Annotated in this window: 18 protein-coding genes; 12 read left to right on the plus strand and 6 right to left on the minus strand. The window is 68.4% G+C overall.

Features of this window, described 5'->3' with window-relative positions:
* Positions 1-9: 9 nt before the first annotated feature.
* Genes Q9R27_RS15855 through Q9R27_RS15875 form a run of 5 tightly spaced genes read left to right on the plus strand, consistent with a single transcriptional unit; the run spans position 10 to position 4262 of the window.
* Positions 10-1362 (plus strand): glycosyltransferase family 2 protein, encoded by a 1353-nt coding sequence (locus tag Q9R27_RS15855; protein ID WP_311253372.1) that lies wholly within the window; start codon positions 10-12, stop codon positions 1360-1362.
* 22 nt (positions 1363-1384) lie between these two features.
* Complete coding sequence (locus Q9R27_RS15860) at positions 1385-1933, plus strand: hypothetical protein (protein ID WP_311253373.1); 549 nt, start codon at positions 1385-1387, stop codon at positions 1931-1933.
* A gap of 10 nt (positions 1934-1943) precedes the next feature.
* On the plus strand, positions 1944-3086 hold the full coding sequence (wecB, locus tag Q9R27_RS15865) for a non-hydrolyzing UDP-N-acetylglucosamine 2-epimerase (RefSeq protein ID WP_311253374.1): 1143 nt from the start codon (positions 1944-1946) through the stop codon (positions 3084-3086).
* A 40-nt stretch (positions 3087-3126) separates the two neighbouring features.
* The gene (locus Q9R27_RS15870) at positions 3127-3759 is read left to right on the plus strand and encodes a class F sortase (protein ID WP_311253375.1); all 633 of its coding nucleotides are present in this window, start codon (positions 3127-3129) and stop codon (positions 3757-3759) included.
* Positions 3760-3770: 11 nt separating this feature from the next.
* The gene (locus Q9R27_RS15875) at positions 3771-4262 is read left to right on the plus strand and encodes a hypothetical protein (protein ID WP_311253376.1); all 492 of its coding nucleotides are present in this window, start codon (positions 3771-3773) and stop codon (positions 4260-4262) included.
* Positions 4263-4468: 206 nt separating this feature from the next.
* Here the strand turns inward: Q9R27_RS15875 and Q9R27_RS15880 are convergent, their stop codons facing one another.
* Entirely contained in the window at positions 4469-4780 is a 312-nt protein-coding gene (locus Q9R27_RS15880) for a hypothetical protein (protein WP_311253377.1), read from the minus strand.
* Between the two features lie 43 nt (positions 4781-4823).
* Between Q9R27_RS15880 and Q9R27_RS15885 the strand changes: the two genes are divergently transcribed.
* From Q9R27_RS15885 to Q9R27_RS15895, 3 genes are read left to right on the plus strand one after another with little or no spacing between them, the layout of a single operon-like run.
* Positions 4824-6734: an ATP-binding protein gene (locus tag Q9R27_RS15885; protein ID WP_311253378.1), complete on the plus strand. Its 1911-nt coding sequence runs from the start codon at positions 4824-4826 to the stop codon at positions 6732-6734.
* Between the two features lie 58 nt (positions 6735-6792).
* Positions 6793-7128 carry a metalloregulator ArsR/SmtB family transcription factor gene (locus Q9R27_RS15890; RefSeq protein WP_311253379.1) on the plus strand — a complete coding sequence of 112 codons (336 nt, stop codon included), beginning with the start codon at positions 6793-6795 and terminating at the stop codon, positions 7126-7128.
* Positions 7128-8054, plus strand: a complete 927-nt coding sequence (locus Q9R27_RS15895; protein WP_311253380.1) for a cation diffusion facilitator family transporter — start codon at positions 7128-7130, stop codon at positions 8052-8054. The genes Q9R27_RS15890 and Q9R27_RS15895 overlap by 1 nt, the downstream gene beginning before the upstream one ends.
* A gap of 273 nt (positions 8055-8327) precedes the next feature.
* Here Q9R27_RS15895 and Q9R27_RS15900 read toward each other — a convergent pair whose 3' ends face one another.
* From Q9R27_RS15900 to Q9R27_RS15910, 3 genes are all read right to left on the minus strand, one after another.
* Positions 8328-8549 carry a DUF433 domain-containing protein gene (locus Q9R27_RS15900; RefSeq protein WP_311253381.1) on the minus strand — a complete coding sequence of 74 codons (222 nt, stop codon included), beginning with the start codon at positions 8547-8549 and terminating at the stop codon, positions 8328-8330.
* 115 nt (positions 8550-8664) lie between these two features.
* Positions 8665-9339 (minus strand): response regulator transcription factor, encoded by a 675-nt coding sequence (locus Q9R27_RS15905; RefSeq protein WP_311253382.1) that lies wholly within the window; start codon positions 9337-9339, stop codon positions 8665-8667.
* On the minus strand, positions 9336-10436 hold the full coding sequence (locus tag Q9R27_RS15910) for a histidine kinase (protein WP_311253383.1): 1101 nt from the start codon (positions 10434-10436) through the stop codon (positions 9336-9338). Before Q9R27_RS15910 ends, Q9R27_RS15905 begins: the two co-directional genes overlap by 4 nt.
* A gap of 111 nt (positions 10437-10547) precedes the next feature.
* Between Q9R27_RS15910 and Q9R27_RS15915 the strand changes: the two genes are divergently transcribed.
* Complete coding sequence (locus Q9R27_RS15915) at positions 10548-11501, plus strand: ABC transporter ATP-binding protein (protein WP_311253384.1); 954 nt, start codon at positions 10548-10550, stop codon at positions 11499-11501.
* Positions 11498-12271, plus strand: a complete 774-nt coding sequence (locus Q9R27_RS15920; RefSeq protein ID WP_311253385.1) for an ABC transporter permease — start codon at positions 11498-11500, stop codon at positions 12269-12271. The genes Q9R27_RS15915 and Q9R27_RS15920 overlap by 4 nt, the downstream gene beginning before the upstream one ends.
* Positions 12272-12334: 63 nt before the next feature.
* Here Q9R27_RS15920 and Q9R27_RS15925 read toward each other — a convergent pair whose 3' ends face one another.
* The gene (locus tag Q9R27_RS15925) at positions 12335-12910 is read right to left on the minus strand and encodes a hypothetical protein (RefSeq protein WP_311253386.1); all 576 of its coding nucleotides are present in this window, start codon (positions 12908-12910) and stop codon (positions 12335-12337) included.
* Positions 12907-13251 carry a helix-turn-helix transcriptional regulator gene (locus Q9R27_RS15930; protein ID WP_311253387.1) on the minus strand — a complete coding sequence of 115 codons (345 nt, stop codon included), beginning with the start codon at positions 13249-13251 and terminating at the stop codon, positions 12907-12909. The genes Q9R27_RS15925 and Q9R27_RS15930 overlap by 4 nt, the downstream gene beginning before the upstream one ends.
* A gap of 299 nt (positions 13252-13550) precedes the next feature.
* Here Q9R27_RS15930 and pdhA point away from each other — a divergent pair, with 299 nt between their 5' ends.
* Positions 13551-14723 (plus strand): pyruvate dehydrogenase (acetyl-transferring) E1 component subunit alpha, encoded by a 1173-nt coding sequence (pdhA, locus tag Q9R27_RS15935; protein WP_311253388.1) that lies wholly within the window; start codon positions 13551-13553, stop codon positions 14721-14723.
* A complete protein-coding gene (locus Q9R27_RS15940; protein ID WP_311253389.1) occupies positions 14720-15694 on the plus strand; it encodes an alpha-ketoacid dehydrogenase subunit beta in 975 nt (324 codons plus the stop codon). The genes pdhA and Q9R27_RS15940 overlap by 4 nt, the downstream gene beginning before the upstream one ends.

The raw sequence follows: 15694 nt of genomic DNA on the forward strand, positions 1-15694 counted from the left end.
GCGGTCGCGGTGGACACGGGATGGGCGATCGTCAACACGGCGGCAGCCCTGGTGATGGGCTTCGCGGCCGCCTATTTCTTCATCTGTGTCGGCTCCGGCCTGGTGCAACTGCGCCGGGCCGGGGTCCGGTTGGGCGCCCAGAGCAAGGTCAGCTATGGCCGACCCTATGACCCCAAGCACGGCGACCCCCGTGGCAGCGGGTTCGAGATCTACTACCTGATCCCGTGTCTGAACGAGGAAGCCGTGATCGGCGCGACGGTCTCCAGCCTGGCCAGCGCCGAACTCGACTTCCGGATCTTCGTCATCGACGACGCGTCTGACGACGACACCGGCGCGATCGCCTCGGCTGCCGGTGGCGCCCAGGTCACCGTCGTACGCCGGGAACTGCCGATGGCGCGCCTCGGCAAGGGCGCGGCACTCAACGAGGGCTATGCGCACGTCCGCGCGGACGTCGCGGCCCGCGGGTTGGACCCCAGCAAGGTGCTGGTCTGCGTGATGGACGCGGACGGCCGGCTCTCCGACGGTGCGGTCGGTGCGGTCACGGCGCTCTTCGAGGACGACACCGTCGGTGGCGCCCAGCTCTCGGTCCGGATCCGGAACCGCTCCACCAATTTCCTGCTCCGTTTCCAGGACTACCAGTTCTGGACCCAGTCCTCCCTGACCCAGTTGGGCCGGATGAAGACCAGTTCGGTCAGCCTCGGCGGCAACGGCCAGTTCGCCCGGCTCAGCGCCCTGATGGAGTTGGGGGATGCGCCGTGGACCGAGGCCCTCACCGAGGATCTGGACCTCGCGATCAGCCTGGCCGTGCGTGGCTGGAACCTGACCACCACGCCACTCGCCTCGGTCGACCAGCAGGGCATCGAGAGCCTGCGGCCACTGATCCGGCAACGGACGCGGTGGTACCAGGGCCACATGATGGCGATGAAGCGGGCACCCGAGGTGCTCGGCTCGCCCAACGTGAGCCACGGGGCCTCCATCGAGATGCTGCTCTATCTCGCCGTCCCGTGGCTCTTCGACCTGCCCTGGTCGATCCTCTACCACCTGATCCTGATCCAGATCGCGATCACCTTCGCCGGTGTCACCGCGACTGCGGATCCCGTCATCGCCTGGGGGTCGATGGCGGTGGTGATCTATGTGCTCGGCTTCTGGCCGGCCTTGATCACCGCAGTCCTCGCCTATCGCCGTGACCCGGAGATGGGCCGCTTGCGGACGCTGGCCATCGGCCACTCGTTCCTGATCACCAACTACATCTCCTACATCTGCGCCTGGCGGGCGCTGTTCCGCATCATCCTGCGGCGCAACGGCTGGGTGAAGACCAGCCGGGTCACCGAAGTCCCCGCCGCTCCGGCCACCGCCAGCTGAATCGTCAACGGAGGAAAGCACCGTGTCTGACATCCCCCTGTTCGTGTCCAGGTGGACCACCGGGATCGTCCTGTTCATCGCCGGCATCGCCGCGTGGAGCTTCGGGGAGACCTACCGGATGCACGAGGCCCGGCTCGAGGCGGGCGTGGTCAACCTGCTCTCGCCGGTGAAGGCCGTCGCCCAGGACGGCACGGCCGTGGTGTGGACGGGCATGGGCACCTCGGACATCATGGGCTTCAACATCACCTCTGCTTGCAGTTCGGCCGCGCTGATGGGTGGCTTCTGCGTCGTCACCGCCATCCTGCTGGTGGCCTGGCGCAGCCGGACCAAGGCGATCCTGTTCGGGGCGGCGATCGCCCTGACGCTGATCCTGCTGACCAATCTCGTCCGGTTGAGCGTCGTGATCGGCGCGACCCGGGTCTGGGGCCGGGCCGGCTTCGACTGGACCCACATGTACCTCGGCACCATCGTCACCGTGGTCGGCCTCTTCGTGGCCGCCGGGGCCTACCTCTTCCTGCTGATGCGGGAGCCTTCCGGTGCCCCGGCCCGCCGCAAGGCCCATCGGGCGTGAGGGCAGACCTGTGAACGCACGGATCAACCCGGCCCGGGCAGCGATCGTGCTCGGCACCCGGCCCGAGATCATCAAGCTGGCCGGTGTCATCGACGGACTGGGTGAGCGAGGGTACGTCGTACACAGCGGACAGCACTTCGACGACGAACTCTCCGCACAGTTCTTCGCCGATTATGACCTGCCGCCGCCCGAGGTGCGGCTGGCTGGGGTCGGCGGGGTCGACCGCGCCGGGCAGTTCGCCGAGATCCTGCGCCAGTTGACCGCCGCCTTCACCGCGGACCGACCGGGAGCGGTGATCGTGCAGGGTGACACCAACACCGCCGCCGCCGGGGCGATGGCTGCCTCCTTCCTGGACATCCCGACCGTCCATGTCGAGGCGGGGTTGCGTTCCTATGATCGCGCCATGCCCGAGGAGATCAATCGGCAGTTGATCGGCGTGGTGGCCGAGTTGCACTGCGCCCCGACCCCGCTCAGCGGGGCCCAACTGGTGGCCGAGGGTGTCCCGTCGGAGCGGATCCTGCTGACTGGCAACACGGTGGTCGAGGCGACCCGAATGATGCTCCCGGACGATGCGGCGCGCGACGCCGCCCTTGCCGCGCACCAGGTCACCGCGGGTGACTACGTGCTGGCCACCATCCACCGTCCGGAGAACACCGACGACGCCGACCGACTTTCCGTGATCATGACTGCCCTGGCGAACCTGCCGTGCCCGGTGCTGCTCCCGCTGCACCCGCGGACCCGCGCTGCCATCGAGCGTGCTGGGCTGGAGTCCCTGCTCACCGGCATGCGGGTGGTCGCGCCACTGGACCACCCGACCTTCCTGGCCTTGGCCAGCCGGGCGCGTCTGCTGGTCTCCGATTCCGGGGGCGTGCAGGAGGAGTGCACCGTCCTCAAGCGGCCGCTGGTGGTGTTGCGCAACAGCACCGAGCGCCCCGAGGCGATCGACGCCGGCTTCGCCCGCCGCTGGATCCCAGGACCGGACCTGCCCGAGCTGCTCGCCGCTGCCGTGGCTGACCAGGATTGGGGTGACGGTCTGGCGACGGTGTCCTCGCCGTACGGCGACGGCACGGCGAGCGCAGCGATCGTCGCGGCGGTGCTGCGCATGCTGGACACGGCAGAGATTGATTTCTGCGTGGGTGCCCGTGCCCGTTGAGGACGCACCAGTCCCAAGGCGCGGTCACTGGATGTGGGCGATGCTCGCGGCATTGCTCCTGGGCGGCGCCGTGTTCGCCGGATTCGTGGCCTTCCGGAGCGCCACGGCACCCGACCTGCCACCTCCTGCCGCACCGCTGCCCGGAGGTGACCTCTCCGACGTACAACGCCATGTGGCTGCCAGCCCAGGCGGCCCGCTGCCCGAGGAGATGGGGCCGGACACGGTCCTGGTGCCTCAGTTGCGGGTCCAGGCGCCGCTGATGCAGGTCGGGGTCCGCCAGTCCGATGTGGTGGTCCCCTTCGACGCCCAGAAGGTGGGGGTCTACAAGGGCGCGGCGCCGCTCACCGCAGCGCAGGGCACGACGACACTCGTCGGCCACGTCACCAACGGAGCCGAGCTCGGCGCGTTCTATCCGTTGGCCGGTGCCGAGTCGGGCATGAGGATATGGACCCGGGACGGCGCCGGAGCGCCGCAGGAATGGGTGGTGCAGCGCGTGGTGACCTACCCGCGCACCGTGCTGCCCGACGAACTCTTCGCCGTCGACGGCCCGCGGCGCCTGGTGCTGATCACCTGCGGCGGCGAGGTGAGGCGGGTCGGCTCGGCCCGCCACTACGCGGAGAACGTCGTGGTGGAGGCGGTCCCGGCAATCGAACCGACCAGCCACGACTCATGACCGGAGGTCCCATGTCCCACGTCTCCCTTCCCCTGCGGCGCCTGCTCGGCCTGGCCGCGGCTCTCGTGCTCGGCCTGACGCTGACGGCCTGTGGTGGCGACGACCCGGCACCGGAGCCGGGACCGCCTAGCGTCGGAGCCGAGCCGCGCACGGAGTTGATGGACCAGTGGCGTTATGCCGCGGTGCTCACCCCCGACGGCGACGAGGTGGATCTGGCTCCCACCAACGCTTGGCTCGTGCTGAATGCCGGTGGCAACGCTCAGGGCCAGGACGGACGGCCATGGCAGGCCACCTACCAGAGCGACGAGGAGTCGATCACCTTCGAGGTGACCAACCGCGCGACGGTGCCACTCGACGCGAGTGAACCGGAGGCCGCCGCCCTGGCCGCAGAGGTCACCACCGAACTGCTCGCCGGTGGGCCGGTCGACCTCGAGATGGTCGACGAGGACACCTTGGAACTCAGCGTCGATGAGTGGGTACTCACCCTCGAGCGCTGGCGCTGAGGGCGGCCCTCGTCGACGGCCCGTGGACGCACGTGATGATCCGGGAAGTCCAGCTTCAGCCGTGACTCCTAGGATGAGGGGCGCATGGTGACTGCTGGGTGGCTGCGGTCGCTGTTTCGAAAGGTGGGCACCGTGGACTTCCGGGCTTCTCTCCGCCGCGCGGCCACCGACCTCTATGACAACGGGCTCCCCCACGGCTGGGCCACTCACAGCCTGCAGCGTTCGATGCGGAGCGTGGTCTTCAACGCGCTCGCCGTCTGGCAGTTGATCATGGCCTGGGCGGCGGTGAACAGCGCTGCGGCACCTGGCTCACGCCTTCTGCTGGTTGCGGCGCACCTCTCGCTGGCCGCACTGCTCCTCGTCGCCAACGCGGGCCGCTTGGCACCGGGGATCCTGCACGTCTTCGTCTGGGGCATGACGGTGGTCCAAGTTGCCGTGGCTGACTCGATCGAGAGCGTCCTGGCCTTCTCGGCGTGCTGGAACTCCCATGTCGCTGCGCTCACCGCGTCCTTCTTCATGCGGAGCCGTGGAGCGTTCTACGAGTCGTTGGCGATGGCTCTCGTGGGTCCGCTCAGCATCGTGGTGTTGCATCCCGAATGGGGAGTGCAGATGCCGCTTGCGCTGGGCGTGGCGACGTTCTCGATCATCGTGGCGACCCGGTTCGGCCTGCAGGTGCTCATCGACTTTGCGGGGCGGGCCGACGAAACTGCCGTGAAGGCGGCGTATGAGGCGGAGCGTGCGGTGGCAGTGCGCGTTGCGAGTGCCGAGGCGGCTGAAGATGCGCGCAGGCTGCACGACACCGTGATCAACACCTTGGGAGCAATCGCCCGTGGTGGCGCAGCGACCGCTGATTCGGCCGCGGTGCGGAGCCGATGTGACCACGATGCCGACGTCATCGCAGAGATCGGCACGGGCGAACGCGGCGAGGTCAGCCTGGCCGACAGCATCGCGGCCATTGCCGATCGGACGGGCCACCCGATCATCTGCACCGGCATGGATCACCTTGCAGTGGAGCAGATGGCGGCTGCGCACCCGGAGATGCCCTGGAGCATGATCGCCGGGATCGTGCAGGAGTTGGTGCAGAACGCGGTCAAGCATGCGCGCGCGACGTCGATCGGAGTCGATGTCGCTCGCATCGGCAATGACGTCCTGATCAGCGTGCGTGACGATGGCATCGGCTTCGACGGAGTCATCCCTGCCGGGCGTGGGCTGGAACGGTCGGTGCTGGCCCGTGCCCGAGGTGTTGGTGGTCAGGTCGAACTCGAAACGGCGCCCGGCGACGGGACCGCCGTCACGCTGCGGGTGCCACTGGTGATGACCGAAGACCTGGGCGAAACGGTGGATCCGACCTTGGACGTCGAGAAGACCCTTCCTCGCCTCCGGGCTCGTGCGGGGTGGTTGTGGGCCGTGGGCCTGACGCTCGTGGGTCTGGTTCTGTCGATCCTCAACCGCTTCGGCATGTGGACCGAGCACTATCTGATGACCGGGGTCGCCGCGGTCGCGGCGGCGTACGCATGGTGGCGCACCCGGGACGGCCGGGTCCTGCCAGTCGATGCCCTGGTCATACTGGTCGCCGGCGCCTGTGCAGCGTTCCTCTTCTCCATGATGGCGATCGATTTCGGGCGGTCCGAGGTGGTCTACGGCCAGGCGCTGGGCCCCTCGGTGGCCTTGATCGTCCTGGTCGCGGCGCGGCGGAGGCGCCACGACTGGGCTTTCGCGGTGATCCTTTATCTCGCCGTCGTCGCTGTCGTCACCGTCCTGGTCTGGCGCTCGGATCCGAATGCGGCGGCCACGGTCCAGGTCAGTGGTGTAGTGGCGCCTTGGATCGCACTCGGTTGGGCCGGGTTCCAACGCAGCATCACCAAGATCGGTAGGCGTACCGCGCAGGAGCAGCGCAAGATCTTCGCCTCGCGGCTCGACTCGGCCGCGCGTCTCTTCGCCGAGCACGCGAAACGCCGATGGCGTGAGGCAGGTCTGCACACCTCGGAAGTGCTCTTGCGCCAGATCGCCGCCGGGACCAGCGACCCCCGCTCGGTGCAGGTGCAGAACCGTTGCGCGAGCGAGGAGGCCTATCTGCGCCAACTGGTGATGCTGGAGCCTGAGCTCGTCTTGATGGGCGAGTGGTTCGCGCAAGCCCTTAAGGTCGGTTACGACCGAGATGTCCAGGTGGTGCTGCGTAGTGGCGGCGTTGACGTCCCGGATCGGGAGACGGCCGCCAGCTTGGGGAGGCTCGTGCTGGGGGTGGTCGAGGCGATGCCGGCCGGCAGTCCCGTGACTGTGTCCCTTTTCCGCACCTCCGGCGGGCTGCAGTTGATGGTCGTCGGACCGTCGCAGGTGCGCGAGGCCGCGAAGAGGAATGCGCTCCGCGCGCCGAACCTGAGCCTGGAGGTGACCACGATCGGGGAGCAGGACGTCATCACTGTCCTCATCGAGGAGGCCGACCGAGTCGGCGCGATGACCGCAGTGGGATGACGCTGGCACCCTGAGTCCGCGGGTTGCTGCGGTGTCGCGCGCGTGCCACTATATGCGCATGCACGCATATACCGATGAAGAGTTGGATGCTCACCTCCCGGTGGCGGTCGAGGTCTTCTCCCTGCTCGCCGACGCCACCCGGGTGCGGATCGTGCTCGCGCTGCGCGAGGGGGAGCAGTCGGTCGGCGTCCTGGCCGATGAGGTCGGCAAGTCTCAGGCCACGGTCTCCCAGCACCTGGCCAAGCTCCGGATGAGCCGGGTGGTGGCAACCCGGCAGGAGGGCAACCGGGTCTTCTACCGCTTGGCCAACCAGCACGCGCTCGAGTTGGTCGAGGTCGCCTTCAACCAGGCAGAGCACGCCGTCGAGGGCGCACTGAGGCACCGGGATCGATGATGGGACACGCACACGGGACCGGTCACGGTGCCGGACGAGCGGCGGACCGCCGACGCCTGAAGATCGTCCTGGCCGTCACCGCCTCGGTGATGGTGGTCGAGATCGTCGGCGCACTGCTCACCGGCTCGCTCGCCCTGCTGGCCGATGCCGGCCACATGGCCACCGACGCCGCGGCCGTCACCCTCGCACTCGGCGCGTCGTACGTCGCGACGCTCCGCCCCGGACCGCGGTCCACGTTCGGCTATCACCGCGCCGAGATCCTGGCCGCGCTGCTCAATGCACTGGTGTTGCTCGGGGTCTGTGGCTACCTCGCGTGGGCGGGCATTTCCCGGCTGGCGGATCCCACCGAGGTCGCCGCCGGCCCGATGATCGGCTTCGCCCTGGTCGGGCTGGGTGCCAACGCGGTGTCGATGGCGATCCTCAACCGCTCGGACACCGGGTCATTGAACATGCGGGGCGCCATCAACGAGGTCTTTGCCGACCTGCTCGGCTCGGTCCTGGCCGTGATGGCCGGGATCGTCATCCTCGCCACGGGGTTCCAGCGCGCCGACCCGATCGCCTCGCTGCTGATCGCGGTGATGATCCTGCCGCGTTCCTTCGTCCTGTTGCGTGACGCGCTGCGGGTCCTGCTCGAGATCGCGCCCAAGGACCTCGACCTGGCCGAGGTCCGCGCGCACCTGATGGGGGTCGAGGGGGTGACCGACGTCCACGATCTGCATGCCTGGACGATCACCAGCGGTCTGCCCAGCCTCTCGGCGCACATCACCGTCACCGACGAGGCCCTGACGCAGGTGGGTGTCGGCGGAATTCTCGACCGGCTCCAGGAGTGCGCAGCCGACCATTTCGAGTTGCACCACGCGACCTTCCAAGTGGAACCCGCCTCGCACCGGGCGCACGAGCACCTCGGTGAGGCCGGCTGCGACTGACCTCGACCCACGCAGATCGGGACGGCTGCGTCCCGCCGTTATTGACGACGCTTCTGGGCAGGCGGACGTCGTTGGGTTCAGCGGAGCTCGATCAGTTTGTCGCCAGCTTCGCCAGCCTCGACGATCTGGGCGATCAGCGGAGTGAACCAGGTCAATAGCTCCGCCTTGCGGGTGTATGCGGTGCGATGTCCACGACGTGCTCTGCCTGATGGCCGTGGGTTTCCGGAAGCCGAGCCAACGCCGGGGGCAACTGGGCATCGACCAAGAAGCGCATCAGGCCGTGAGGACCGTGTGATCCGCTTGGGTTGCGGCGTACTGCAGGCAAGCCTTGATGTCGTCGGACTCAAGATAGGGATAGTCCGCGAGGATCTCCGCCTCATGGGCGCCGGAAGCAAGCAACGCGAGCACGTCGCTGACGCGCATCCGGGTGCCATGAACCGCAGGACGCCCGTGGACGACCTCCGGGTCGATGGTGATGCGGTCGAGCAGGTTCATGGGGCCAATCATACGGACGCGGGTCACCTCGGTCCCTGGGCCGGAGAGCAGTGTGCCGGAGGGCAGGATCGGTGTCGCCGCGGTGCCGAACGAAGGAACTGACCGCCACCTGAGATCAGCCCAGGATCCCCTCGTGGAGCGCCCGCAGCACGGCATGGGTCCGATCCCGGGCGGAGAGCTTGAGCAGCACGGTCGAGACGTGGTTCTTCACCGTGCCCTCCGCGAGGTGCAGGATGCCGGCGACCTCCCGATTGGTGCAACCGGCCGCGACCAGTCGCAGCACTTCCAGTTCGCGGTCGGTCAATACCTGCGCGGTCGGGGCGTCGGCGCCGACCGGGGAGGGCCCTGAGCGGATCGCCCGCAACAGTCGATCGGTGATCGACGGTGAGATCAGCGTCCCACCGTCGGCCAGAGCCCTGATCCCACCGGTCAACCGTTCCAGGGTCACGTCCTTGAGCAGGTAGCCCCGAGCGCCGGCACGGAGCGCGTCGAGCACCAGCTGGTCGTCGTCGAAGGTGGTCAGCACCAGCACCGGCGGTCCCTCGGCCTCCCGCTCCTGCAATGCCTCCAACAGCCACACACCGTCGTGGCGGGGCATCCGCAGGTCGAGGAGGACGACGTCCGGCGCGGTCTCGTCGATGGCGACCAGACCGCTCATCCCGTCCTCGGCCTCGCCGACGACCTCGACGTCGTCGGCGACGCCCAGCAGGCTGCGGATGCCCTGACGGACCAGGGTCTGGTCATCGACCACCAGCACCCGGATCGGCGTACCCCCTGCCGGGCCGCTCACTGCGGCGGCACCAAGGCGCTGACCCGGAATCCATGGCGTCCGTCGAACCGGGCGTGGCCACCGAGCGCCACCACTCGTTCGCGGAGGCCGCGCAGACCATTGCCGAGCTGCAGGTCGGGGGTGCCCCGGCCATCGTCCACGGCGGTCAGCTCGACTCCCTCTGCGGTGGAGCGTACGTCGATCCGCAGCGAGGATGCGGCCGCGTGCCGGATGGTGTTCGTGACGATCTCCTGCACGCTGCGCACCAGGGCCATCGCCTGCTCCTCATAAGCCCGGACGTCGTCGTCGATGTGCAGGCTGATCCGCAGGGACGGTACGTCGCGGACCACCGCCTCCAGCGCCGTACGCAGCTCGATCGGCTCGGTCCGCAGTCCATCGACCGTCCGTCGCACGTCGGCCAGCAGGTCGCGGGCCACCCGGTCGGCGCGCTCCACGTGCTCGCCGGGGTCCTTGTGGTGCCGGGCGGTCTCCAGTTCCAGGGTGAGCACCGTCAACTGGTGTCCGATCAGGTCGTGGAGCTCGCGGGCGATGCGCAGTCGCTCCTCGGAGCGGGTGGACTCGGCCAGCATCACGCTCGCCGCACGGAGCTCGACATGTGCTTCGGCGAGCTCCCGTCGCATCCGTTGCTCGCGGAGGATCGCCGCGCTGCTGAGCACGGAGGCGACCTGGATCAGCAAGTAGAGCACCGTGAGCAGGACGACCTCGCTGTCCGCCACCTGGAGTTGCGCGGTGGTCGCACAGATCACCACGGTGTTGAGCAGCACCACCGCCATCGTGACTCGGAAGGAGACGATGTAGCTGCCCATGGCCGCGGTGAGCACCAGCAGGATCAGGAGCATCCCCGACCTGGCGGCGGTGAAGACCACGGCCCACCCGAGGATCACGCTGGCGGCATAGGTGATGCGCGCCGTCCGTGGACGGGTGACCTCGGTCGAGGCGGCGACCAGAAGGGTCGCGATCATGCCCACGAAGAGGAACCCCCACAGCGCGAGCGGGATCCGGGTCTCGCCATGGCCGAGGAGGACCGGCGTACCGATCGCTGCGCAGAGTGCGAGCATCGTGAAGCCCGCCCACTCCTCCGGTCCGAGTCGACGCATGTCGACAGCGTAGTGGCGGTGCCCGCGGCGGTGCAGGTGCCGAAAGTCATGGGTGCAGGTCCTGACCGTTGGCACAGGTGCGGCGGGGGTGGTGGGCCTAGCGTTCGGGGCATGAGCAGATCACTGGACATGCCCGCGGTCATCGCGGAGGGACTGAGCAAGAGGTACGGCGACAAGGTCGCCGTCGACGGACTCGACCTGAGGGTCGAGAGAGGAGAGGTCTTCGGGATCCTGGGCCGCAACGGCGCCGGCAAGACCACCACCGTGGAGCTGATCGCGGGGCTGCGCAAGGCCGATCGTGGCACGGTCAGTGTGCTCGGTCTCGACCCGGTGCGCGACCGGAGCCGGGTGCGTCAGCTGCTCGGCGTACAACTGCAGGAGAGTCACCTCCACTCCGCCCTCACCGTGACCGAGATGGTCGGTCTCTATCGCAGTTTCTATCCGGAGCCGCGCGATGCGGACGAACTGATCGAGTCCGTCGGTCTCACAGAGAAGGCCGGGACCCGTTTCGAGCGCCTGTCCGGTGGGCAGCAGCAACGGCTCTCCATCGCGCTGGCCCTGGTCGGCCGCCAACGGATGGTGATCCTCGACGAGCTCACCACCGGGCTGGACCCGGAGGCGCGGCGCCAGATGTGGTCGATGATCGAAGAGCTCCGCAACAGCGACGTCACGGTGATCCTGGTCAGCCACTTCATGGAGGAGGTGAAGCGGCTCTGCGACCGGGTGGCGCTGCTCGATGCTGGACGTCTGGTGGCGCTGGACTCCCCGGCCGGTCTGGTGCGCGAGGCGGGCTTTGCGCAGCGGGTGACCTTCCGGGTTGTCGACCCGCTGCCGGCCGGGCTGCTGGAGTCTCTGGACGAGGTGGACCGGGTGGTGGTCGAGGGCGACCGGGCCGTCGTCGAGGGGAGCGGTGACCTGCTCGCCCGGGTGAGCACCGCCCTGGTCTTGGCCGGCGTGGTGGCCACCGAGACCCGAGCCGAGCAGGCCACCCTTGACGACGCCTTCCTGGCGTTGACCGGCCGGCCGATCGGCACGCCCGACGATGACGAGGAGGAGGCGGCATGAGTTCCGTTGTGCAGAGCGCCCCGGCCCGCCCCGGCCTGCGGGCCTGGGGTGAGCTGGTGAAGTGTGAGTCCAAGATGGTCGCCCGCGACACCGCGGGCATCGTGGTCCCGGTGGCCCTGCCGCTGCTGATCTTGGTGATGAACGCGGCAGGCGCCAACGACGAGGTGATCACCCGGGGCCGCACGGCGCTCGACATCCACGTCCTGCCCTTGATCCTGGCGATGGTGGTGGCGATGGTCGGCATCATCAACATGCCGAGCTTCCTCGCCTACTACCGACGGACCGGGATCTTGCGTCGGCTCAGCACGACGCCGGCCTCACCCGCGATGGTGCTGGGCGCCCAGGCGGTGGTGAGCGTCATCCAGGTCACCACCGGTCTCGCGATGGCCCTGGCCGTGGCCGTCCTCGGGTTCGGTGCGAATCTGCCGGTGAACCTTGGCGTGGCACTCGGGGTCCTGGTCCTCTCCATGCTGGCGATGTACGCCGTGGGGATGATGGTCGCCGCCCTGGCGCCCACGCCGAACTCGGCCGTGGCGATCGGACTGGTGGTCTTCTTCGCCCTCGGGGCGTTGGGCGGCATGTTCGGTGGGACCGATGCGCTGCCCGATGCCGTGGCCACCGTAGGTGCGTGGCTGCCGTTCGGTGCCACTGTCGAGGCGCTCTCCGCCTCGTGGGCCGGCGCGGGCGTCGAGGCCTCTCACCTGCTCGCGATGGCGATCACCACTGTGGTCGGGGGCGTGGTCGCCGCGGTCACCTTCCGCTGGGACTGACCCGAGTTCCCGTCCTCCGGCAGATCGGAACATCAGCGTCCCCATCTGTGCGTGGACTGCGGTTCAGGCGAACTCGGCGGCCAGAGAACGCAACGTCGCGATCCGAGAGTCCTCGGGGCCGAGGATCTCGATCAGCCAGCGGACCGCCTCGGCGAGGTCGAAGGAGGGGGGCGCATGGCGGACGACTTCCTCGATGTCGGCCCAGTCCTTGCGCCTGTCGAAGAGCGACTTGAAGACCACCAGGTCGGTCGCGGAGAGGACCTGGATCTGCGCGTCGAGCATCGGGACGGTGATCGTCCGGTCGGCCACCACGTGGTGAAAGGCGTGCTCGGCGAAGAAGAGGTCGAGAGGCATGGGGGGCTCATCGGGGACGGGCCACATGATCCGGACCTGACCGTCCCGCAGGATGGCTTGGAGATGCGGCTGGTCCCAAGGGACGTCCGCTGGTAGCGCTTCGAGTGCTTGAGCGGCTGATTCCTTGGGCAAGGTGATGTTCAGGTCGATGTCTTGCGTGGAGCGTGCATCGTCCACGTGGTAACCCAATGCCAGAGCGCCGCCGATCGCATTGCGGACGCCGGCCCGGGTCAACGCGTGGTGGGTCTCCACGGCACGTTGCAGCACCAGGTGAGCTTGGTTCATGGTTTCCTCCACGTATGGGGTGGCGGGAAGAGCAGTGGCCCACGATCGCGACGAGGCAGGGCCATTCCGATGGCGCAGACCCGCGCGAGGAGTGTTGCCTTCTCGGCTGCGTCCGGGACTCGTAGGTCCAAGGTGGCGGGAACCGGCGTGATGTCGATCCGGAACCCCAACGCCTCGGTGGCTCGGAAGAAGATGTCCACCCGGGGTTCGCGTCGGCCGCGCTCGTAGGCGCTGAGCACGGGCGCTGGGATGCCAATCCGTTCGGCCGCCTCAGTCTGGGAGAGACCGGCTCGGATGCGGAGTCCGCGAAGTTGGGTGCCACGGGTGGCCGCTGCTGTCATGATTCCAAGATAGCGGATTCGCTAAGCCGTAGGACCTGATCTGTCAGAACCACAGGCTCGCCTGTGAAACTGCCCGGGGTCTCCAGCTGTGAAACGAACCCCCGAACCCGCCAGATTGGCGGCCTGCCAGCCCGACCGGTACCGTGGAGACACGATGTGGCGGCCGTCACAGACGGTCCTCACGCGGCACGCCGACACCAGCCCGACCCACGGTGCACCACCCATCGCGCCACGGTCAGGCACAGCCCAAGCCCGGAGCGCGGAGACCCCGCAACCGGTGGAGAGAAGGAGTGGACGCCATGTCCCCGGAGGCAACAACAACGGGCCAGTTCGGACCAGATCTCGTCGAGGTCTTCGGGCCCGCGCAGAAGGACGGCGGACCCGAGCTGGTCCAGTTGCTCACCCCCGAGGGGGAGCGCGTCCATCACCCGGAGTTCGACCGGGACTTCAGCGCCGAGGAGATCCGCGGCTTCTACCGCGACATGGTGCTGACCCGACGCATCGACGTCGAGGCCACCGCCCTGCAGCGCCACGGCGAACTCGGCATCTGGGCCCAGTTGCTCGGCCAAGAGGCTGCTCAGATCGGCGCCGGCCGCGCCCTGCGTCCACAGGACTTCGTCTTCCCGACCTACCGCGAGCACGGCGTCGCCTGGTGCCGCGGCGTCGACCCGCTCGACCTGCTCGGCCTCTTCCGGGGCGTCGACCACGGCCGTTGGGATCCCCACGAGCACAACTTCGGCCAATACACGATCGTCATCGGTGCCCAGGTGCTCCATGCCACCGGCTATGCGATGGGCATGCAGCGTGACGGCGTGGTCGGCACCGGCGAGCCCGACCGCGACGCCGCCGTGATCGCCCACTTCGGCGACGGGGCCTCCTCCCAGGGCGACGTCAACGAGGGCTTCATCTTCGCTGCCTCCTACAACGCGCCGGTCGTCTTCTTCTGCCAGAACAACCAGTGGGCGATCTCCGAGCCGATCGAACGCCAGTCGAGGATCCCGCTCTATCAGCGGGCACTCGGTTTCGGTTTCCCCGGCGTCCGGGTTGACGGCAACGACGTGCTCGCGACGTACGCCGTCACCCAGGCCGCACTGCAGCGCGCTCGCGATGGCCAGGGGCCGACGTTGATCGAGGCCTACACCTATCGGATGGGGGCGCACACCACCACTGACGACCCGACCCGCTATCGGCTCTCGGCAGACGTCGAGCACTGGAAGCTGAAAGACCCGATCGCCCGGCTGGAGGCCTACCTGAAGCGGAACGGTTTGGTCGGGGGCGGCTTCCTGGAGTCCGTGCAGGCCGAGGCGGACGAACTCGGCCACCGACTGCGGGAGGGTTGCAAGGCACTGCCGGATCCCGACCCACGCGGCATCTTCGACCTCGTCTTCGACGAGATCCCCGAGGAGTTGGTCCGCCAGCGCGATGAGTTCGCCGCCTATCACGACAGCTTTGTCGAGGAGGTGTCGGCATGAAGATCACCTTGGCCAAGGGCCTCAACGCAGGACTGCGCAAGGCGATGGAGGACGACCCGAAGGTCCTCGTCATGGGCGAGGACGTCGGCAAGCTCGGCGGCGTCTTCCGGATCACCGACGGGCTGCAGAAGGACTTCGGTGAGGACCGGGTGATCGACTCCCCGCTGGCCGAGTCCGGCATCGTCGGCACCGCGGTCGGCATGGCGATGCGCGGCTATCGCCCGGTGGTCGAGATCCAGTTCGACGGGTTCGTCTACCCGGCCTATGACCAGATCGTCTGCCAGGTCGCCAAGATCCACTTCCGCTCCCGCGGCAAGGTCAAGATGCCGATGGTGATCCGGATCCCGTTCGGCGGCGGGATCGGCGCCGTGGAGCACCACTCGGAGTCGCCGGAGGCGCAGTTCGCGCACACACCCGGGCTCAAGGTGGTCGCCTGCTCCAACCCGGTCGACGGCTATTGGATGATCCAGCAGGCCATCGCCCACGACGACCCGGTGATCTTCCTCGAGCCGAAGCGGCAATACCACGCGGACAAGGCCGAGCTGGACGAGTCCGAGCTCCCCGAGCCCCTCTTCACCTCACGGGTGGTGCGGACCGGGACCGACGCCACGTTGCTCTGCTATGGCCCGACGGTGAAGACCTGCCTCAGGGCCGCCGACGCCGCCGGGGCCGAGGGACGTTCGCTGGAGGTGATCGACCTGCGTACCCTCTCTCCGCTGGACCTGGGTCCGGTGTTGGAGTCGGTACGCCGGACCGGACGGGTGGTGGTGGTGCACGAGGCACACGTGAACCTGGGCATGGGTGCCGAGCTCGCTGCCCGGATCACCGAGGAGTGCTTCTATGCCCTGGAGGCTCCGGTGCTGCGGGTGGGTGGGTTCGACACTCCCTATCCGCCATCGCGGATCGAGGAGGACTTCCTCCCCGACTTGGACCGGGTGCTCGACGCTGTCGACCGTTCGTTCGCGTTCTGA

The sequence above is a fragment of the Nocardioides sp. AE5 genome (genome assembly GCF_031844485.1).
GTDB lineage: Bacteria > Actinomycetota > Actinomycetes > Propionibacteriales > Nocardioidaceae > Nocardioides.